This is a genomic window from Exiguobacterium sp. SH1S1 (genome assembly GCF_004337245.1).
GTDB lineage: Bacteria > Bacillota > Bacilli > Exiguobacteriales > Exiguobacteriaceae > Exiguobacterium > Exiguobacterium aurantiacum_A.
Map to the genome: position 1 here is coordinate 236,865 of NZ_SJUZ01000002.1, position 19,260 is coordinate 256,124.

A 19,260-nucleotide genomic window follows, 5' to 3' on the forward strand; every position below is an offset into this window, starting at 1 on the left:
AATGAGTTCCCCCTTAACTTATTTACGATCTTTTTGGTATGTGCTCGCTCCAGCCGCACTTGAGACGGCGTCACGGGATAAGGCTTCACGGATGATGCGTGCTTGTTCTTGTTTGTGTGCTGTCGGATTTCCTTCAGCCGGGCTTGACCGGCGACGGCGCCCGATGTAACGGACGTTCAGACGGTTCGATGTCACCGCTTCAAGACGCGGCTCGATGTATGTCCAAGCTCCCATGTTTTTCGGTTCTTCTTGTACCCAGACGATCTCTTTGGCGTTCGGGTAGCGACTGATGACGTCGCGAATCTCACGGACCGGGAACGGATAGATTTCTTCGACGCGGATGATGTGGAGGAAGTCGAGTGACTCCTCTGATTTCATCGTCGCTTCTTGCAGATCGATCGCCATCTTCCCTGAACAGAAGACGAGCCGTTCGACTTTGTCCGGCTGTTCGCCAAGACCTGTTTGTTCGACGATCGGACAGAAGCTGCCATCTGACAACTCTTCGACCGTTGAGGCTGCAAGTGGATGACGAAGCAGGCTCTTCGGTGTCATGATGATCATCGGTCGGATTTGCTCAGTACCAAGCATCTTCGCCTGACGACGCAAGATGTGGAAGTATTGGGCAGCCGTCGACAAATTAGCGACCGTCCAGTTCTTTTCACCGGCGAGCGTCAAATAACGTTCCATCCGCGCGCTCGAGTGCTCCGGACCTTGTCCTTCGTAACCGTGCGGCAACAGCATGACGAGACCCGATTTTTGACCCCATTTCGCACGACCGGCCGAGATGAACTGGTCGAACATGACTTGGGCCGAGTTGGCAAAGTCACCGTACTGCGCTTCCCACAACACGAGCGTATCTTGTGCGAACACGTTATAGCCGTATTCAAAGCCGAGCACCGAGCCTTCCGAGAGCGGGCTGTTGTGCACCGTGAACGAGGCTTTCGCCGTCGACAACTCGTGGAGTGGCGAGAATTTCTTGCCGGTCTCGACGTCGTTCAACATGATGTTACGTTGCGCGAACGTCCCGCGCTCTGAATCTTGACCGCTCAAACGGATCGGTGTCCCGTCCGAGATGATCGAGGCGTAGGCGAGCGTCTCGGCATGGCCCCAGTCGATCTTCCCGTTGTCCCCGAACGCGTCACGACGACGGTCGAGTACTTTTTGAAGCTTATGGAACAAGCCGAACCCTTCAGGCCAGACGAGCAGCTCATCGTTCAACTGTTGCAACAAGTCGCGTTCGACTGCCGTATCGACGTAAGGGAATCCTTTATAGACTGCTTCCGGCAAGACGATGTCCGCATCTTCTTCCTCAGCCGGGACGAGGTCGCGCGCTGACTTCAAGCGATCTTCAATCGATTGTTCGATCGTCGCTTTGTCTTCTTTCGTCATGACGCCTTCTGCTTCGAGAAGATCGGCATAGACGTGACGGACCGATTGATGTTCTTTGATCGCTTTGTATAGAACCGGGTTCGTGTTCATCGGCTCATCCATCTCGTTGTGTCCATAGCGGCGGTAGCCGACCAAGTCGACAAGGATGTCTTTATGGAACTTGGCACGGTATTCGCTGCACAATTTCGCGACGGCGACACACGCTTCCGGGTCGTCGGCGTTGACGTGGAAGACCGGGATCTCGTAGCCTTTGGCGATATCGCTCGCATAACGTGTCGAGCGCGAGTCGCTCGGGTCGGTCGTGAAGCCGATCGTATTGTTGGCGATGACGTGAACTGTGCCGCCTGTCCGGTAGCCCGTCAAGTTCGTCATGTTGAGCGTCTCGGCGACGATGCCTTGGCCTGGGAACGCGGCGTCCCCGTGGATCAAGATCGAAGCAGCCTTGTCATCGTGTTGGACCGGCATCCCTTTTGCAGAGCGGTCGTCTTGCGCGGCACGCGTGTAACCTTCGACAATCGAGCCGACGAATTCAAGGTGGCTCGGGTTGTTGGCGAGGTTCAAGCGGACTTCTTTCTTCTCATCTAACACGCGGCGATCGAGTCCAAGATGGTATTTCACGTCGCCCGACCAGCCGAAGTTGATGCCGATCGAACCTTCTGACGGAATGAGTTCTTTATTCGGTGCGTGCTGGAACTCGGCAAAGATCATTTCGTACGGTTTACCGAGCACATGGGCGAGGACGTTCAAACGTCCACGGTGTGCCATCCCGATGTTGATGTGTTCCGAACCGCTCGAGATGAGCCGTCCGACCATCGCGTCAAGGAGCGGGACCATGCTGTCGAGTCCTTCGATCGAGAAACGTTTTTGTCCGACGTACGTCTTATGAAGGAACGATTCGAACAGTTCCGTCTCGGCTAAACGCTCGAACAACTCAAGCTTCTCTTCTTTCGAGTACGCGGCTTTCAATGCGCCTTGCTCGATGCGGCGGCGAATCCAGCGCTTCTCTTCCATATCATCCAAGTGGCGCAACTCGATGGCTACCGTCCCTGTATAGACGTCGAGTAAATGACGGACGAGTTCAAGTGCGTTCGCGCCGGGCTTCGGTACGTCTTCTGACAGCAAGTGTGCCGGGATCTGCTCGAGGTCTGACTCGTTCAACCCGTAACGGTCGAACACAAACAACCCGTGCTCACGCGGATGGTCCTTGAGCGGATAAATATCAGCCGCTTTATGACCGAGCGCCCGGATATCGTTGACGAGCCGAGTCGCCGCCACGATTTTCTCCAAATCAAATGAAGCGACCGGTGCGACCGGTACCGCTTGTTCGGGTGAACCGTTCTCATCAAAGTAACGACGCGTCTCCGCATCGACCGATTCTCTGTCTTCCAAATATTGCTCGTACAATTCAACGATGTAGCCTAAGTTTGGACCATAAAATGTTTGCGATTGCTCGCGACCGTTCGACGACTCTCCCATTGAATAAATCCCCCTGTCCGTTCCTATGCGCCCGATGTGTGAACGCTTTCATTTTTTAAGGCCGCACGAATCAGTTCATCCATCTGATTCAGGCCGTGAAAAGAGCCAAATCTTGCCTCTTACTCTCTTCTTCATACTACACCTTTCCAGGTCGAAAGACCCTTTCAAATTCACAATTCGTCCATACTAATTCAATAAGTTTTACTTATCGACTAATTGTGAAAGTTGTCGTTTGATTCAATTGTTTCAAAAAAAGGTGAAACCTTCTTTCAGTCTTGTCGTATACAATGTTAGCAAGCTTGGAAATAAATCTCAACGAAAGCAAGGTGACAACATGTTATCCGTCCAAAATGTCCACAAAAAACTGGGCCAGACGAACGTTCTGACCAACGTCAGCTTCGAAGTCACGCCCGGCGAAATCTTCGGCTTCCTCGGTCCGAACGGTGCCGGAAAGACGACGACGATCCGTATCATCACCGGTCTAATGCCGGCAACGCACGGCTCCGTTACCGTCGACGGGTTCGACGTATCAACCGACCGCCAAGAGGCGCTCAGTCGCATCGGTGCCATCGTCGAAAACCCGGCGTTCTACCCTTACTTGACTGGTCGAGAAAACTTGATCCACGCCAAGAATTTGATCCCCAATTTGAAAAAAGTCGACTTGAACGCCCTTGGGGCACTCGTCGGGCTCGAATCGAAGCTCGACATGAAAGTCAAACAGTACTCGCTCGGAATGAAGCAGCGGCTCGGGATCGCCCGTGCGCTCCTCCACAATCCGAAAGTGCTCATTCTCGATGAGCCGACGAACGGGCTCGACCCGGCCGGCATCGCCGACCTGCGCAACTACTTACGGCACCTCGCCGAGCACCGCGGCATCGCCATCTTGATCTCGAGCCACTTACTTAGTGAGATGGAACTGATCACGGACCGGTTCGCAATCATCGACCACGGTCAAATCAAATCGGTCCAAGACGGGACGACGCGTGAAGAAGGCGTCATTCTATGTAAAGTATCACGCGAGCAAATGAACGAGGCGCTCGACGCGGCCGCCATGCTGTTTGACGATGTGAAAATCGTTCAGCAATCGGCTGAGACGTTCCTCGTCCCCCGCCCTGAGACGGATATCCCGGTTCTATTGAAACGACTCATCAATCAAGACATCAACGTCTTCCAAATCGGGATGAAGTACGAGACGCTCGAGGATCAATTCCTCAAAGTGACGAAGAAAGAAGGAGGAACGAACAATGCGTTCATTACTAGCCAATGAGTTTATGAAATGGCGGCGCACGATCAAGCCGCTGATCGCCCTCGGCATGTATACCGGGATTATCATTTTAACGTACGTCATCGTCACGAGTGGAAACGAGTCGGGAGATGCGACAACGTTCGTCAACTATGCCACGATGGCCGCGATGACATTCCTCGGCATCTTCACGATCGTGTTCACCGCTGAGATGATCGGGAATGAACTGAAGTTCGACACGTTGAAACACTTGCTCATGAGCCCGTACTCCCGTGACCGGATCTTGCTGTCGAAACTCGTTGCCGCAATCCTGATCATGCTCGCCCAGTTCGTGTTCATCCTTGCTGTGACGTATGGCTTCGCTTTGACGCTTGACGGGAACTTGACGTTCGAACAGTTCCGTAACGTCCTACTCAGCGTGTCGAGCGGCGTGTTCGTCATCTTCTTGACGCTCATGTTCTCGGTCGTCTTCAAATCGGTCGGTGTCGTCATCGGTTTTACCGTACTCGCGAACTTCGTCTCGACGATGATCGGCGGCCTCCTCATCGCATGGAAGCCGGCCATTGCTAAATGGATCGTCTTTTTGCACACGGACTTGTCTATCTATTACCAAAGCCCAGGCTTCATGGAGACGATGGACGTGACGATTTGGTTCTCAGCGTTTTACGTGTTGATCCACATCATCGCCTTCTATATCATTACGGCGTTCATGTTCCGCAGCAAGACGTTCGCGGAATAACCTGCCCCTCTCTATGAACGTGACAAAACCTCTGACTGTCGGACACACAATCCCAACATTTCAGAGGTTTTTTTGTTTGATGATACGGTATTCTAGGTATAGAAACGTTAAAGGAAGTGGTATGATGTATCTCACAATCGGATTATCGCTAGTCGTCTGCTTGATCGCCCTCGTCTTCACGATCATGGTCGGTCTCGGAAAAGACAAATCAGACTATAGCCAAAAGAAAAGCTGGTCGCTCGTGTCTTGGACGTATATCGTCCTATTCCCGGTCTCATTCGTGGCGCTCGGACTGCTATACTATTTCATCACTCGATGACTCGTTCATCGGGTTTTTTTGTGGTACGTTTTTGCTAATGGAAAAGAGGTGGCCCTCGCACGAGCGTCGGTTTGACCGCGAATGAGGCGGCGAGGATGCCGATGACCGGGAAGACGAGCGAATACCAAATGATCGACTCGTAGTTGCCGAACAAGTCGTAGGCGATCCCGAACGGCAACGGTCCCACCGCCGAGCCAAGTACCATGACCGACGTCGCCAGGCCGCTGATGCTGCCGAGCGCGGCCCGACCGAAGTAGTACGGCCAAACATAGTTTAAAGCGATGCGCTCAAAGCCGTTACTGATGCCCCAGATCACCCCGAACAGCATCGCGATTGAGAACGTCGACGTATATTGCAGGATGACCATAAAGATGATCTCGGTCACAAAAATACCGATCAATACATAATTGATTTTCACGACATCGATGATCCGTCCCGCGATGAACGTCACCGGGAAGCCGAGGATCGCCATCAAGCTCAAAACGATCGCGGCCGTCACCGGTGGTAGGCTCTGCTCTTCAAAAATTGAGATCAAGTGGAACGTGATCGCTGTGTTGACGAGCGCCGGGATGCCGATGCACGACAAGATCAGCCAAAAAGCACGTGTCTTGAGCGCTTCTTGGAACGTGAAATCGACGTCGATATGAATCGGTGTCGTCGTCGATTTATTGCTCGGATGAGGATTCGTCCCTCCGTCCGGCAAAAGTCCGATGTCTTCTGGGCGGTTGCGGACGAAACGATAAGCGAGCGGTGTGAACAAGACGAGCACGAGCAGTCCCCACACTTGCCACGTCGTTTGCCAACCGATCAAACCGACGAGCCAGACGTTGAGTGGCGGAAAGACGGCCGAGCTCAAGAACCCTCCGATTGCCATATAGCTGAGCGCCTGGCCACGCTTCGTGATGAACCACTGCGGGACGAGCGTGTTCGGGATGAGCGTCATCGACCCTTGCCCGAACAGGCGGAGCATCCAGATGCCGAAGAAGAGCATCGTCAAGTTCGTGACGTAACTGTTGAACAGACAAGCGACCGCCAGCAATATCGAGGCGATGACCATCATCGCCCGTTGCCCAAAGCGGTCGATCAATCGACCGACGAAAAATAAACAGGCGGCCGAGGCGAGCGTCGCGGCCGAATAAACGCTCGATACTTCAGAGCGCGACCAGCCAAAATCGGTTATGTATTGGTCGATAAAAACTGAGATAAAGTACGTCTGACCGGGACCCGAGAAAAATACACCGAGGCCCGCGATCATGACCATATACCATCCGTAGTAGGATGGTTTTCGAAGTCTTCGCATCATCTTGCTCCTTTTCCTCTGTTATGTAAGACGATTTTATTTCCATCGCCTTTTCAATTATTATTTTGTAGCGACAGCAATCCCGATCGGATAATGACGCTCAGGTCGTTTCGGTTCGACGAGCACGCCCCGTTGGTAATAGAACTCGGTCGAGGCGAACCGATCGAACAACGCTGTAAACTCTTGTTCTGTAAATTGATGGACGTGAAACGGCTCGTTCGTCGGTTTACCGACTCCTTGACCGAACGGCGTCGACAAGACGAGCGTACCACCCGGTTTAAGCAACTCCCAAACGTTCGCCATGAATCTTTCAAAATCGTCCACATGCTCGATTGTCTCAAAACTGACGATACAGTCGAACGTGCCGAGTTGTTCGGGTAAGGTTCGATCGAGCACATCCCCGACGACATAGGTCACGTTCGGATGATAATATCGGCCTCGTGCATAACGTGTCGTCTCTTCTGATAAATCGAGGGCGACGACCTCATCGACTTGCCCCTTCAAATTTTTCGCAATCAACTGACTGCCATATCCGACACCGCTCGCAAAGTCGAGCACGCGACCGTCCATGTACAACAATGAAAAATGATAACGGGCAATATGTTCAAGTAACATACCGTTCAGCGGGTCCATTTGATCTGGGATGACCCGTTCTCCCGTATAATTCAATGCCATAAGCTCCTCCTTTTTCTATACAGCAAAAGCGCCACGAAAGTCTCGTGGCGCTGTCTGTTAACGAACGATGATCACAGGTGACAACGAACGTTTAGCAAGCTTGTGGCTGACACTGCCCAATACGAACTCTTGGAACGTATTGAGGCCGCGCGAGCCGACGACCACGAATTCATACGGTTCATGGTTGGCGTAGTTGACGAGTTCAACGTCAGGTTCGCCGCGGAGTTCGATATACTCGTACGAAACGCCCGCTTCGGTGATCGCATCGAAAAACACTTGAAGACGTTGTTTCCGTCTCACTTCAAGATCGATTTTACCCGTCGATTGAAGGGCGCTTTCTTTTGATTCTTTCGGTGACACGACATGGACGACATCGATTGAAGATGATGTCACTTTGGCGAGTTCGACCGCTTTTTGGGTGGCACGCATCGAATGATCTGAACCATCAATCGCTAGAAAGATTTTACTCATTGTAAGTTCCCCCTTTTAGTGGCCGACGTTCGCATCTTGTTGACGAAGATGGAGCGCCAGCGTGTTCAACAGCTTCTCTGAATCTTTGTTTAAGTTTAACAGTTTTGGTTCGATTCCAACCGTCCGATATTTGAAGACGACCTTATCGATGGCCCCGATGGCCGAATCGTCCCAAAGATGGGTGTTGGCGAAGTCGATGCTGACTTGTTTCACGTCTGCTTCGACATCTGCTTCGACATCGAACTGGTTGACAAAGTCAGACGTAGACGCGAAGAACAGCTGTCCGTTCACTTCATAGTGTGCACGTTGTCCGTCTTGGTGGCGCTTCAGCTCGACACGCGAAATTTTCGCGGCGAAGATGACGGCGGCCGTCACGATTCCGGTGATGACACCGATCGACAAGTCGTGCGTGAGCACGGTCGCGAGTACCGTCGTGACCATGACGAGCGAATCGGTCTTTTGACCTGTCTTGAGCGTTTTGAGTGAGCCCCAGTCGAACGTCGCATAGGCGACGAAGAACATGACACCGACGAGTGCCCCGACTGGAATCAGCATTAAAATGTTACTCATCGTCATGATCATGATGAGGAGCGCAAGTCCTGCCGAGAACGTCGACAAGCGACCCCGTGCTCCAGACGAGACGTTGATGACCGATTGTCCGATCATCGCACATCCTGGCATCGCACCGAAGAAACCAGCGATGATGTTGGCGATCCCTTGACCTTTTGATTCACGGTTCTTATTCGAATCTGTACCCGTCATGTCATCGACGATTTGAGCCGTCAATAGCGACTCAATCAAACCGACAAAGGCGAGCGAGAACGAATAAGGCAAGATGATCATAAGTGTCTCGAGTGTGAGCGGGAGGTCCGGCAAGAGGAACATCGGCAGCGTTGCCGTGATCGTCCCCATATCTCCGATCGTTTTCGTCTCAAGTCCCATAAAGAACACGAGCAACGTCATCGCCACGATGGCGACAAGCGGCGCCGGGATTGCTGACGTGATGCGCGGGAAAACAAGGATGATCGCAAGCGATGCTGCAACGATGGCCCACATGATCCACGTCTCGCCTCCAAATTGCGGAAGCTGGGCTTGGAAGATCAAAATGGCAAGGGCGTTAACGAAGCCGACCATAACCGCACGCGGGATGAACTTCATTAAACGAGCTATACCAAGAAAACCAAGCACGATCTGGATAATACCAGCTAGTATCCCTGCAGCGAGCAAGTACTGAAGTCCATAATCTTTTACGAGATCGACGACAAGGAGTACCATCGCGCCCGTCGCGGCCGAAATCATCGCGGGGCGTCCTCCTGTAATCGAAATGACCATCGCGATGATAAAGGACGCATATAGTCCTACCATCGGATTTAATCCAGCGATCAGTGAGAAGGCGATTGCCTCCGGAATGAGTGCAAGGGCCACAACGATCCCTGCCATCACTTCAGCACGGGGATTCCCGAGCCATTCTTGTTTTACCGTATTCAATTTTTCCAAATGAACACACCTCTCTATAAAAATTTTTAAATTGATTTCTGACTCTCACAGAAATCAACTTAATCAAATTATAGAAGCCGTATTCACAGTTCGTTCATAACTTCACAACAACTCAGATGTTACCCGAGAATGAGCACGATGACAACCGATGAGCCTCAACTTTTTCCTAGATGTCCGCATGCGGATTCGTTCATTTTTATAAGGATATAACGACACACTTCGTTCTCTCTCGTCACGTCCCCTCGCTGCTCCGACTTCGTATCCCCCTTTACACCAACCATGTAACCGCTTACCTCACATACCCAGATTTTCACCATAGTCGATTCGATTTTGCCGCCGATTTATTTTTCAGACAACAAAAAAGAGAGAAAAGATTTTTAAAATCTTTTCTCTCGCGTGTTTAGTTATTTTCTTTAAAGCGGAGCAAGTCCGAATAGATGATCTTATCGTTCATCTCAAGTACTTTGTTCGCCTCGTCTTCAAGTGGCGTACATACTTTCGCGTCATCGACGACTTCTCCTGTCTCGGCGTCATAACACGTTGACTGGGTGAACAAATAGTCGCTTGTCACGATCGTACCGTCACGGAAGATGGCGCGATCGTTGCGTTCTGGCGCGAACAAGTCGTTACCGAACCCGATTTGATCAGACGTATCGAACCCGAGCAAATGCTGAATCGTCGGGTTCATATCGACGTGGCTCCCGACCGTCTCGTGGACTTCACCTTTGTCTTGACCAGGCAAGTGAATCGCGAACGGGACTGACTGAAGTTTTGCCACGTCATATGGCGTCAACTCGTCTTTTCCGAGCAAATCGGCCATGGCAGCGTTATGGTTCGTCGAGATACCGTTATGATCACCGTAAACGACGAAGATCGTATCGTCCCATGTCCCGTTCTTTTTCAACTCATCAATGAACAACCCGAGGGCATAGTCTTGATATGCGAGCGCTTGCGGGAAGTTATTGAGCGTCGTCGAGTTCGTCTCGAATTTCGGAACGAGTTCATGGTCCGCACTCGGCATCGTGAACGGGAAATGGTTCGTCAGCGTGATGAACTTCGCGAAGTAAGGTTCCGGCAGTTCTTCGAGCATCGGTACCGACTGTAAGAAGAACTCATCGTCGAGGAGACCCCATTCCGTCATGTTGGCCGGGTCGCCTAAATCGTAGCTCTTCTCATCAAAGAACTCATCGACGCCGATGTTTTGATACATCTGGTCGCGGTTCCAGAACGATTTGTTGTTGGCGTGGAACACCGCCGAATAGTAGTTGTCTTCTTTGATGACACCAGGAAGCGCATCATATTCGTTGTCGGCGTTCGTGAAGTAGACGCCGCCACGCGACAATCCGTACAGCGAGTTGTCGAGCGCGAACTCAGAGTCCGACGTCTTCCCTTGACCGGTCGTATGGTAATAGTTCGGCCAGAAGTGTGACTCGTCAATCAACTTGTTCAAGTTCGGCGTGATGTACTCGCCGTTCGAAGCTTTCATATTGTGCGTAAAGCTCTGTGTCGATTCGAGCGAGATGGCGATGACGTTCTTGCCTTTATACTTCCCGAACATGTCCGGGTCCGGCGCCGCATAGTTCTGACGCGTGTAGTTCTCGACTTCATCGAGTTCAGAACCGTCCGCGAGCGCTTTTTGCGCCGATGTCTTCGTTTGAAGCATCGCGTCATAGACGTGGAAGTTGAACGTCCCTAAGTTTTTAACAAGCAGTTCACGGTCGAACGAACGCGTCAACAGTTCTGGGCGCTCCGTCTCTGCGAGGACAAGGTTAAAGCCGAACACGGCGGCAGCTGCACCGAACGTGAGCAACACGCGGCGTTGTGACGCTTTGCCTGTCTCTTTTAGTTTCCAGAGCAAGAACGGAAGCACGACGAGATCTCCTAACAGAAGCAAGTCTTTCCATTCAAGCAACGACAGGAATGACGACGATAACGTCTCTAGGTTCGACGATTGGAACAATAACGGCACAGTCAAGAAGTCCGTGAACTCACGGTAGTAGGTCGTATCCGCAAACAAGATGAGCGAGGACACCGTGTAAAGACCGTATAGCGCCCACTTCCGTTTATTGCCTCCGAAGAAGAAACTAAAGGCAAACAAGAACAACGTGAAACTTAACGGGTTGATGAACAGAATGAACGCTTGGACCGCGTTCTCAGGTGGCATGTTAAAGAAGAACTGATACGCAATCAGTGACTTCGTCCATAACAGGATCGTAAATATCCAAAACAGGCGATGCGTCCGGAACGAGTCGCTTGCCGCGTGACGGAACCGCTCTAATTTCCCGTTCGATTGATTCGTGTGATTCATTCAAACACTCCTTAGGTCATTTTCATATGGTAAGTTAGTGCGTCGACTAACAAACGTACAGACGTATAAAGAGTATTTTAACGTTCTTTTGAACTTAATTCAACTTTTTGACGTTTACAATGCTACATAAACTTAACAATTTTATTGCAATCTTCATCTAAAAAAGGCTATCGAGTGAACTCGATAGCCTTTGAAACACGATTCATTTAGCCGATGATGTCCATCCAGATCTTGACCGTACTCGCTAAAATGAGCAACGCCAAAATCATCTGGAGCGACTTTGTCTTCATGTTTTTCCCGATGTTCGCCCCGATCGGTGCCGCAATCAAACTCGCGATAATCATGACGAAGGCCGGCTCCCAGACGATTTGGTCGGTGATGATCTTACCGGCTGTCGACCCGATCGATGAGATGAACGTGATCGCAAGCGAACTCGCGATCGCCATCTTCGTCGGGATACGGAGCACGACGAGCATGATTGGCATCAAGATGAACGCTCCGGCCGCTCCGACGATCCCGGCTGCGATCCCGACGATAAACGCCGAACTGGCCGCGATCAGTTTATTGAACGTGACTTGGTCGAGCGGCAAATCTTCGACGTTCGCTTTCGGCAAGAACATCATGATCGTCGCAATCGTCGCGAGGACCGCATAGACGACGTTGATCAAGTTCTCCGACAACAGCGTCGAGCCGTAGCCCCCGATGAAACTTCCAATCAAGACGGCGACACCCATATACAGGATGAGTTGTTTATTCAAATAGCCGCCTTTACGATATGCGTAAATCCCACCAATCGTCGCGAAGAACACTTGAATCGCGCTGATCCCAGATACTTCGTGGGCGCTGAACGCCGCGAAGCCAAGAAGCGGCGGAATGTACAACAACATCGGATATTTGATGATTGACCCGCCGATCCCGACCATCCCTGAGATGAATGATCCGATAAAGCCGATCAAAAAGATTGTGATGATAAACTCTAACTCCATACTAGCTCCTCCAGTTTCCTACCCTATTAGATAAGTAAGTTTTATTTCTGTTCCCAAGCGATCATACCGCCTGAAACGTCATAAATTTCCGTATAACCTCGATCCTGCAACAACTCGGCCGCCTGGGCGCTTCGATTGCCACTGCGGCAAATGATATAGATCGGTTCATCTTTCGCATAAGGTAATTCGGTTTCATTTAATGAAGAAAGTGGTGCGTTCACCGCTCCTTCGATATGCCCCCCCTCGTATTCATCTAGTTCACGGACGTCCAACAAGGTTATTTCTTCGTTTTCCAATCTGTTTTGTAGTGTTTCGACGTCGATTTGGGTGATTCCATCCTCTTTCGAAGTGAAAACTACGATTCCGACAGTCACAATCACTAAAATCGATAAGATGATCGTTAATTTACGCAATTTTTGACCTCCAATTCTTTTCCTTGCATTGAGTATACCTTAGGGGGTATATTAAAAACAACGAAAGTTACTCACTTTAAACATAACTTGATTAGAAAAGGGGATTAATACCACATGAAGACGATTACGACGACTGAATTAGAAACATTGCTAAGCACGGATGAAACGCTCAACTTGATCGACGTTCGTGAAACGGATGAATTTGCAGGCGGACACATCAAACAAGCGAAAAACGTACCGTTGTCTGACTTCAGTGCGAAAGTCGATGAGCTCGACCGCACGAAACCGATTCATGTCATCTGTGCGGCAGGCGGACGCAGCATGAACGCGTCAGCTTACCTCGACTCACTCGGCTTTGACGTCATCAACGTCGACGGCGGCATGATGAGCTGGACAGGCGAAACGGTTTAATCACTTCTAAATATAAAGCAGCACAACAACTAACGTTTACAGTCAACTATTCTAGGGGGTATATCATATGTTATTACGTTATTTCTATGATCAAAAATTAGCACAGGCATCTTACATGGTCGGTTGCCAAATGACCGGCGAAGCGGTCGTCATCGACCCGGCTCGCAACATCACACCGTACTTGCAAGAAGCTGAAAAAGAAGGCATGACGATCGTCGCGACGGCTGAGACACACATCCACGCCGACTTCGTCTCAGGTTCGCTCGAACTTGCGAAACGCACTGGCTCGACAGCCTACTTGTCAGATGAAGGTGACGCGTCATGGAAATATGCGTTCGCGAAAAACATCGACTCGAAACTCGTCAAAGACGGCGACACGTTCAAAGTCGGTAACGTCACGCTCGAAGTCATGCACACACCAGGCCACACACCGGAACACATCTCGTTCTTGCTCTATGACCGCAACCAAACGCAACCGATGGGTATTTTCACAGGCGACTTCGTCTTCGTCGGCGATATCGGACGCCCTGACCTGCTCGAAGAAGCGGCCGGCGTGAAAGGAACGACGGCCATCGGTGCCGAGCAAATGTTCCACTCGCTTAACAAGTTCAAGGCTCTCCCTGACTTCGTTCAAGTCTGGCCTGGCCATGGTGCCGGCAGCGCTTGCGGGAAAGCTCTTGGCGCGATCCCAACGTCAACGGTCGGTTATGAGAAAGCGACGAACTGGGCGCTCCAAATGACGGACAAAGACGCATTCATCAAAGAGTTGACGACAGACCAACCAGAACCGCCGAACTACTTCGCGATGATGAAAAAAGTGAACAAAGAAGGCATCCAAGTGACGAACGAGATCGCTCGTCCAGAAGTCGTCGGCACGGACCGTCTCGACACACTCGTCGAAGCGACGCAAGTCGTCGACACACGTAGAGGCGAAGACTTCGCGCAAGGTCACGTCCCTGGGACGATCAACATCCCTTACAACACGAAATTCGTCTCATGGGCCGGCTGGCTCGTTAACTTCGACAAAGACATCACGCTCATCGCGAGCGCGGAAGACGTCGAAGAAGTGCAGACAGACCTTCAATCAATCGGTCTTGACCGTCTCCGCTTCATCGTCCCTGTCGAAGAGCTCGGTCAAGAACTATTGACAGAAACGTACACGGACGTGACGGCTGAACAAGCGATCGAATCAGCTGAGAAGAACGACGTGTTCGTCCTTGACGTCCGCAACGCGACAGAATGGAACGCGAGTCACTATGAGAAAGCAGAGCGCATCTTGCTCGGTAAACTCATGCGTGACCACGACGGTCTACCGACAGACAAGACGATCGCCGTCCACTGTGCGTCAGGCGTCCGTTCACGTATGGCCGCGAGCGTCCTTCAATCGCTCGGCTACAAGGATATTCAAAACATCCTTGGTGGCTATGCTGCGATGAAGACCGTCCTCAACGCAGAACAAATCGGCTAATGCTATACTAAAAACAAAGAAAGCGCCCACTCGTTTGGGCGCTTTTTCTCTAGGAGGGATATCGTGATTGCAATCGGTCCACTGAACGTCCGACTCGACCTGCTCGTCTTCATGGTCAGTCTGCTCGGTCTCTACATCGGCTTCAAAAAAATCGGATTAACGGAAAAAGACCGCGACGCCGTCCTCGGGACGTGGTTCGCCGGGTTTCTCGCCTGGAAACTGAGCGCCATCATCATCGGCCTCGCCTCGACCGGTAGTTTGGCGCTATCACTGTATGCGACGGGCGGTATCTGGTCGATCCTGATCGCCACTACAACAATCGGATTTTTCGTCTTCCGGCTTGCTCCCGGGCTTCGGGGCTATTGGCTATTTTCAGCCCTACTTTTATGGTTCGGTGTGACGATCGTCGTGCCGAAGTACGGAACGCTCCCGTTTATCGCGACCGCTCAACCGCTCCATCTGTACACTGCCCTGCTCATCGCAGGCTTAATCGTTGTGACGTGGCGCTGGATGCGCTCGCCATCGGTCGGTGCCTTGCTATGGACGACGGTCGGTGCGTTTGCTATCTGGCTCGTGAGCACGTATGCGACCTCAACGGTGAATCTACTGTGGCTCATCCCGTTCGCAGCTTTAGTCGGACTCGCCGGGTACGTCGCCAAACCGTCACGCCGCATCGTCCAATCCGGTCTCGGTGTCCTCGTCGCGCTCGCGATCATCAACGCGAGCTTACCGGACGAGACACCAACGCTCGTTGCCGACTCGTCTCAAGCAGCCGGGCTGAACATCGGTCAAGTTCCGCCTAACTTTGAATTGAAACGAACGGACGGTACGACGCTTAACTTAGAAGACTTACGCGGAGAGCGTGTTGTCGTCAACTTTTGGGCGTCTTGGTGCCCGCCGTGCCGGGCCGAAATGCCCGATATGGCCAAGTTTGCCCGCGAGCAAGATGACGTGACGATCGTTGCCGTCAACACGACGACGAGTGAACGTGACGTCGACGAGGCGCGGTCGTTCGTCGCGCCTTATGAAGACGCGTTCCAAGTCGTCTACGATGAGGACGGTGCCGTCGGGAACGCCTACCGGATCCAAGCGATGCCGACGACGTATGTGCTCGATGAAAATGGTGTCATCACAGCCAAACAGTTCGGTGCGATCGATAAAGCGTGGCTCGATACCAAAACCAACTAAAAACCGCCAGTTGAACTGAACCAAAAAAGTTGGACATGAAAATCCAACTTTTAATGGGGTAGTTCAAGCCGGCGGTTTTTTCATTGCTTCAAATAGCCTTGCGTCTTCAAGAAGTCTTTCACATCGAGCCGGGTCGGCTTCGACAACATCCGTCCCATCTGGCCCGTCCATGTATCGCTGCGTTGGTTCGATCCACGTGCCGCATAGTAGTCGTGAATCGTCTGGTCGTAAGCTGTGAGCTCTTGCTTCAGTTGAATCGGATCAGCGTCGTACGTGTTCTCGTGATAGATATGCTCGAGCGGAAGCCGCGGTTTTTGATCCTCGACGTGCGCCGGGACACCGACTGCGAGCCCGAACAGCGGCAACACCCGCTCCGGCAAACCGAGCAACTCTTTGACCGCCGACATATCGTTGCGGATCCCGCCTATGTAACAAATGCCTAACCCCATCGATTCGGCAGCGACGACGGCGTTCTGTGACGCGAGCGTGGCGTCGATGACGGCGACGAGCAGTTTCTCATCGGTCTCGAGCGTCGGATTGACGGCGGCTTCTTGCAGTTCTCCGATCAGTTCGTGCCGGTATAGGTCAGCACAAAAGACGAAGAAATGACCGTTGTCGACGACGTACTGCTGATTGCCGGCGATCTCGGCGAGGCGTGCCTTCTTCTCCGGGTCGGTCACGCCGATAATCGAATACGCCTGGATGAAGCTCGACGTCGAAGCGCGCTGGGCACTCTCGACGATGAGACGGATCTGTTCGTCGGTCAGCGTCTCGTCCGTGAACGAGCGGACGGAGCGGTGGTTCAGTAATGTTTCGATGATTTGATTCATGCAGCTTCCCCCTTTTTTCTTATCTTGGCATACGGGAAGACTCCCGACAATTTTGGAGGCTTTCACTCACGTTTGCACTTCGTAGAGTATCCACGGTAAACAAAAAAACAGAGATACGGTTAGGTATCTCTGTTGCTGATGATTTATTCCGTCACTTGACTCAAGAACGGCGTGATATCGACGTTCAATTCTTTCGAGAGGCGTTCCCCGAGGTCACGGTCAGCCCGGTAGAAGTTGCAGATCAAGAGAAGGACTGTCTTCTCATGACGGACTTCTTTAATGTGGGCGACCAAGTTACGCACGAGACCATCTTTCTCGTCTTGCGAGTAGCGGCGGTACACTTCACCCGCTTGCCCGAAGTCGTTCGTCTTCTCGATTTTCTGACGACCCGTTACTCCTGAAATCGGTTGCTCGGTTTCGATATAAGCCGCATCCGGTTTCGGTGTGTCCTCGTAACGGTTCGGCTCGTAGTTGACCGGACTCGTCTGTTGTTTGAACGGCATTGCGCCGTCACGTTGGTTGTTCGACACTTGTGCGAACGGGCAGTTGATCGGGAGTTGGAGATAGTTCGCCCCGATGCGGTAGCGTTGCGTGTCTGAGTATGAGAACAGACGACCTTGCAGCATCTTGTCTTCAGACGGTTGAATCCCAGGGACGAGCACGCCCGGGTTGAACCCGACCGATTCCGTCTCGGCGAAGAAGTTGTCGACGTTCTTGTTGAGCGTCATCGTGCCGACGAGTTGATACGGGATGACGTCTTCGAACCAGTCTTTCGTCGCATCGAGCGGGTCGAAGTCGAAGTTGTCCATGTCGGCCGGGTCGAGGATTTGGACGTAAAGGTCCCATTCCGGGAAGTCGCCTTCTTCGATCGCGTTGAACAAGTCGCGCGTCGCATGGTTGAAGTCTTCCGCTTGTACTTTGGCTGCTTCGTCCATCGACAAGTTTTTAATGCCTTGCTTCGGAACCCAACGGAGCTTTATGTACACCGTGTTCCCAAATTCGTTTACCCATTTGAACGAATGGACCGATGAACCGCGCATATGACGGTACGACGCCGGGATGCCTTCATCACTGAACAAGTGCACGAGCATGCTCGTCGATTCCGGTGTGAGCGACATGAAGTCGAAGAAACGGTCCGGGTCTTGAAGGTTCGTCCGTGGGTCCGGTTTGAGCGAGTGGATCACGTCTGGGAACTTGATCGCATCACGGATGAAGAAGACCGGCAAGTTGTTTCCGACGAAGTCATAGTTCCCTTCTTCGGTGTAGAACTTGACTGAGAATCCACGCGGGTCACGAAGCGTCTCCGGTGAACCGAGACCGTGGATGACCGTCGAGAAGCGGGCAAAAATTGGTGTTTCTTGGCCAACTTCTTGCAAGAACTTGGCTTTCGTATATCGTTTCATGCTATTTTTAACTTTGAAGACACCATGTGCTCCGGCACCACGGGCATGAACGACCCGCTCCGGCACGCGCTCACGGTCAAAGTGGGCGAGTTTCTCAATTAGCTGATAATCTTCGAGAAGCGTTGGGCCGCGGCGGCCGGCTGTGATGGAGTTGGCGTTGTCCCCGATTGGGACGCCTTGGTTAGTAGTTAGATGACGATGTTGATCCATATTGTTGCCTCCTCTTAATAATCATTATTACTAAGTTAATAATATTAAAAGATAATAATTATTACAAATAAAACGCTCGAGACGTCTCGAACGTTTTGTAAGCGCTATTATTTTTAGGTGGTTCCATTCTTCTTTTTAATCTGCTCTTTCCGATGGATTTCTGTCACCAATAAGGCAGCGATGATCCCTCCGAGCGATCCGGCAATTATATCAACCATCGTGTCATCGTTCCCGTTCCCTTGCATCGTCGTCTGCAACACAATGTCTGACGTGAACTCATACATCTCCCATAACGCCGCGCCCGCCATCGAGAAGACGACGATGTAAACGAAGAGAAAGCGCTTCGGCATCTCGAGCCGTGTGTCTTCATCGAGACGACTAAAGAAGTCAAAACCAAGAAACGCCAAAAATATCCCGCTCAACACGTGCAAAAACGTGTCCCACCATCCATTGCTGTATAATCCGACGATCGAACCCAAATATTGCGAGGCGAACAGGAAAATAATATAGGCGATTTTCATCTTGGCATCGAACTCGGTTTTAAACGCCTTCTCCAACATGAACGGAATCAGTCCCGAGACGATCCCCGCCCCGGCGACACTCGCGTTAAACCACGCTCCTTGAATGATGGACGTGATGAGAATAATCCCCATGAACAAGACGAATCCGAATTCTAACAGTCGTCCTCGTGTCAGCTTCATGATACGTGCCTTCTTTCTGTAAAATGTCTCTACGGACTTATTCCCATTTCCGCGTCTCATCGAACAAGTACATACATTTTTCCATATGACAAAGACCCCATCGCTTTGAACTGCTCCCCGTCAAGTAGACAGGGTAAATAATGAAAACCAGCCTAGGCGGCTTGAGCCCTGTATTCGACAGGGCTCAAGCCGTTTAGTCGTTTCTGGAGACGATCATGGTTGTAGAACGATAT

18 protein-coding genes are annotated in these 19,260 nt (G+C 51.6%); 6 read left to right on the plus strand and 12 right to left on the minus strand.

The window, feature by feature from the left end; translation table 11 throughout:
• Positions 1-18: 18 nt before the first annotated feature.
• Positions 19-2,865, minus strand: coding sequence for a 2-oxoglutarate dehydrogenase E1 component (locus EVJ23_RS07570; protein ID WP_070327795.1), 2,847 nt, complete (start codon positions 2,863-2,865; stop codon positions 19-21).
• A 334-nt stretch (positions 2,866-3,199) separates the two neighbouring features.
• Here EVJ23_RS07570 and EVJ23_RS07575 point away from each other — a divergent pair, with 334 nt between their 5' ends.
• The 3 genes from EVJ23_RS07575 to EVJ23_RS07585 all read left to right on the plus strand — a co-directional run bounded on the left by EVJ23_RS07575 (position 3,200) and on the right by EVJ23_RS07585 (position 5,166).
• Positions 3,200-4,132, plus strand: coding sequence for an ABC transporter ATP-binding protein (locus EVJ23_RS07575; RefSeq protein WP_131465585.1), 933 nt, complete (start codon positions 3,200-3,202; stop codon positions 4,130-4,132).
• A complete protein-coding gene (locus EVJ23_RS07580; RefSeq protein WP_070327797.1) occupies positions 4,110-4,847 on the plus strand; it encodes an ABC transporter permease in 738 nt (245 codons plus the stop codon). The genes EVJ23_RS07575 and EVJ23_RS07580 overlap by 23 nt, the downstream gene beginning before the upstream one ends.
• Positions 4,848-4,971: 124 nt before the next feature.
• Positions 4,972-5,166 carry a hypothetical protein gene (locus EVJ23_RS07585; protein ID WP_236633421.1) on the plus strand — a complete coding sequence of 65 codons (195 nt, stop codon included), beginning with the start codon at positions 4,972-4,974 and terminating at the stop codon, positions 5,164-5,166.
• Between the two features lie 34 nt (positions 5,167-5,200).
• Here the strand turns inward: EVJ23_RS07585 and EVJ23_RS07590 are convergent, their stop codons facing one another.
• From EVJ23_RS07590 to EVJ23_RS07620, 7 genes are all read right to left on the minus strand, one after another.
• Positions 5,201-6,469: an MFS transporter gene (locus EVJ23_RS07590; RefSeq protein ID WP_131465587.1), complete on the minus strand. Its 1,269-nt coding sequence runs from the start codon at positions 6,467-6,469 to the stop codon at positions 5,201-5,203.
• A gap of 57 nt (positions 6,470-6,526) precedes the next feature.
• On the minus strand, positions 6,527-7,141 hold the full coding sequence (locus EVJ23_RS07595; protein ID WP_131465589.1) for a class I SAM-dependent methyltransferase: 615 nt from the start codon (positions 7,139-7,141) through the stop codon (positions 6,527-6,529).
• Positions 7,142-7,198: 57 nt separating this feature from the next.
• On the minus strand, positions 7,199-7,612 hold the full coding sequence (locus tag EVJ23_RS07600) for a universal stress protein (RefSeq protein ID WP_070327803.1): 414 nt from the start codon (positions 7,610-7,612) through the stop codon (positions 7,199-7,201).
• A 15-nt stretch (positions 7,613-7,627) separates the two neighbouring features.
• Positions 7,628-9,109, minus strand: a complete 1,482-nt coding sequence (locus EVJ23_RS07605; protein WP_131465591.1) for a SulP family inorganic anion transporter — start codon at positions 9,107-9,109, stop codon at positions 7,628-7,630.
• Positions 9,110-9,509: 400 nt separating this feature from the next.
• Positions 9,510-11,417 carry an LTA synthase family protein gene (locus EVJ23_RS07610; protein ID WP_131465593.1) on the minus strand — a complete coding sequence of 636 codons (1,908 nt, stop codon included), beginning with the start codon at positions 11,415-11,417 and terminating at the stop codon, positions 9,510-9,512.
• Between the two features lie 206 nt (positions 11,418-11,623).
• On the minus strand, positions 11,624-12,403 hold the full coding sequence (locus EVJ23_RS07615; protein WP_016508199.1) for a sulfite exporter TauE/SafE family protein: 780 nt from the start codon (positions 12,401-12,403) through the stop codon (positions 11,624-11,626).
• Positions 12,404-12,444: 41 nt separating this feature from the next.
• Positions 12,445-12,816, minus strand: coding sequence for a rhodanese-like domain-containing protein (locus EVJ23_RS07620; RefSeq protein WP_131465595.1), 372 nt, complete (start codon positions 12,814-12,816; stop codon positions 12,445-12,447).
• A gap of 114 nt (positions 12,817-12,930) precedes the next feature.
• Between EVJ23_RS07620 and EVJ23_RS07625 the strand changes: the two genes are divergently transcribed.
• The 3 genes from EVJ23_RS07625 to EVJ23_RS07635 all read left to right on the plus strand — a co-directional run bounded on the left by EVJ23_RS07625 (position 12,931) and on the right by EVJ23_RS07635 (position 15,883).
• Positions 12,931-13,227 (plus strand): rhodanese-like domain-containing protein, encoded by a 297-nt coding sequence (locus EVJ23_RS07625; RefSeq protein ID WP_070327805.1) that lies wholly within the window; start codon positions 12,931-12,933, stop codon positions 13,225-13,227.
• A gap of 67 nt (positions 13,228-13,294) precedes the next feature.
• Positions 13,295-14,695 carry an MBL fold metallo-hydrolase gene (locus EVJ23_RS07630; protein ID WP_131465597.1) on the plus strand — a complete coding sequence of 467 codons (1,401 nt, stop codon included), beginning with the start codon at positions 13,295-13,297 and terminating at the stop codon, positions 14,693-14,695.
• A gap of 63 nt (positions 14,696-14,758) precedes the next feature.
• Entirely contained in the window at positions 14,759-15,883 is a 1,125-nt protein-coding gene (locus tag EVJ23_RS07635) for a TlpA family protein disulfide reductase (protein ID WP_131465600.1), read from the plus strand.
• 80 nt (positions 15,884-15,963) lie between these two features.
• Here the strand turns inward: EVJ23_RS07635 and nfsA are convergent, their stop codons facing one another.
• The 4 genes from nfsA to EVJ23_RS15425 all read right to left on the minus strand — a co-directional run.
• On the minus strand, positions 15,964-16,713 hold the full coding sequence (gene nfsA / locus EVJ23_RS07640) for an oxygen-insensitive NADPH nitroreductase (protein WP_131465602.1): 750 nt from the start codon (positions 16,711-16,713) through the stop codon (positions 15,964-15,966).
• A 143-nt stretch (positions 16,714-16,856) separates the two neighbouring features.
• Positions 16,857-18,326, minus strand: coding sequence for a catalase (locus EVJ23_RS07645; RefSeq protein ID WP_131465604.1), 1,470 nt, complete (start codon positions 18,324-18,326; stop codon positions 16,857-16,859).
• 113 nt (positions 18,327-18,439) lie between these two features.
• Positions 18,440-19,027: a DUF2238 domain-containing protein gene (locus EVJ23_RS07650; RefSeq protein ID WP_131465606.1), complete on the minus strand. Its 588-nt coding sequence runs from the start codon at positions 19,025-19,027 to the stop codon at positions 18,440-18,442.
• 152 nt (positions 19,028-19,179) lie between these two features.
• A partial coding sequence (locus EVJ23_RS15425) for an IS3 family transposase (RefSeq protein WP_131440828.1) occupies positions 19,180-19,260 on the minus strand: 81 nt, incomplete at its 5' end.

Coding starts and splice junctions, on each gene's coding strand:
- EVJ23_RS07570 (WP_070327795.1), bottom strand. CDS start 2,865: ATGGGAGAGTCGTCGAACGGTCGCGAGCAATCGCAAACATTTTATGGT.
- EVJ23_RS07575 (WP_131465585.1), top strand. CDS start 3,200: ATGTTATCCGTCCAAAATGTCCACAAAAAACTGGGCCAGACGAACGTT.
- EVJ23_RS07580 (WP_070327797.1), top strand. CDS start 4,110: ATGCGTTCATTACTAGCCAATGAGTTTATGAAATGGCGGCGCACGATC.
- EVJ23_RS07585 (WP_236633421.1), top strand. CDS start 4,972: ATGTATCTCACAATCGGATTATCGCTAGTCGTCTGCTTGATCGCCCTC.
- EVJ23_RS07590 (WP_131465587.1), bottom strand. CDS start 6,469: ATGATGCGAAGACTTCGAAAACCATCCTACTACGGATGGTATATGGTC.
- EVJ23_RS07595 (WP_131465589.1), bottom strand. CDS start 7,141: ATGGCATTGAATTATACGGGAGAACGGGTCATCCCAGATCAAATGGAC.
- EVJ23_RS07600 (WP_070327803.1), bottom strand. CDS start 7,612: ATGAGTAAAATCTTTCTAGCGATTGATGGTTCAGATCATTCGATGCGT.
- EVJ23_RS07610 (WP_131465593.1), bottom strand. CDS start 11,417: ATGAATCACACGAATCAATCGAACGGGAAATTAGAGCGGTTCCGTCAC.
- EVJ23_RS07615 (WP_016508199.1), bottom strand. CDS start 12,403: ATGGAGTTAGAGTTTATCATCACAATCTTTTTGATCGGCTTTATCGGA.
- EVJ23_RS07625 (WP_070327805.1), top strand. CDS start 12,931: ATGAAGACGATTACGACGACTGAATTAGAAACATTGCTAAGCACGGAT.
- EVJ23_RS07630 (WP_131465597.1), top strand. CDS start 13,295: ATGTTATTACGTTATTTCTATGATCAAAAATTAGCACAGGCATCTTAC.
- nfsA (WP_131465602.1), bottom strand. CDS start 16,713: ATGAATCAAATCATCGAAACATTACTGAACCACCGCTCCGTCCGCTCG.
- EVJ23_RS07645 (WP_131465604.1), bottom strand. CDS start 18,326: ATGGATCAACATCGTCATCTAACTACTAACCAAGGCGTCCCAATCGGG.
- EVJ23_RS07650 (WP_131465606.1), bottom strand. CDS start 19,027: ATGAAGCTGACACGAGGACGACTGTTAGAATTCGGATTCGTCTTGTTC.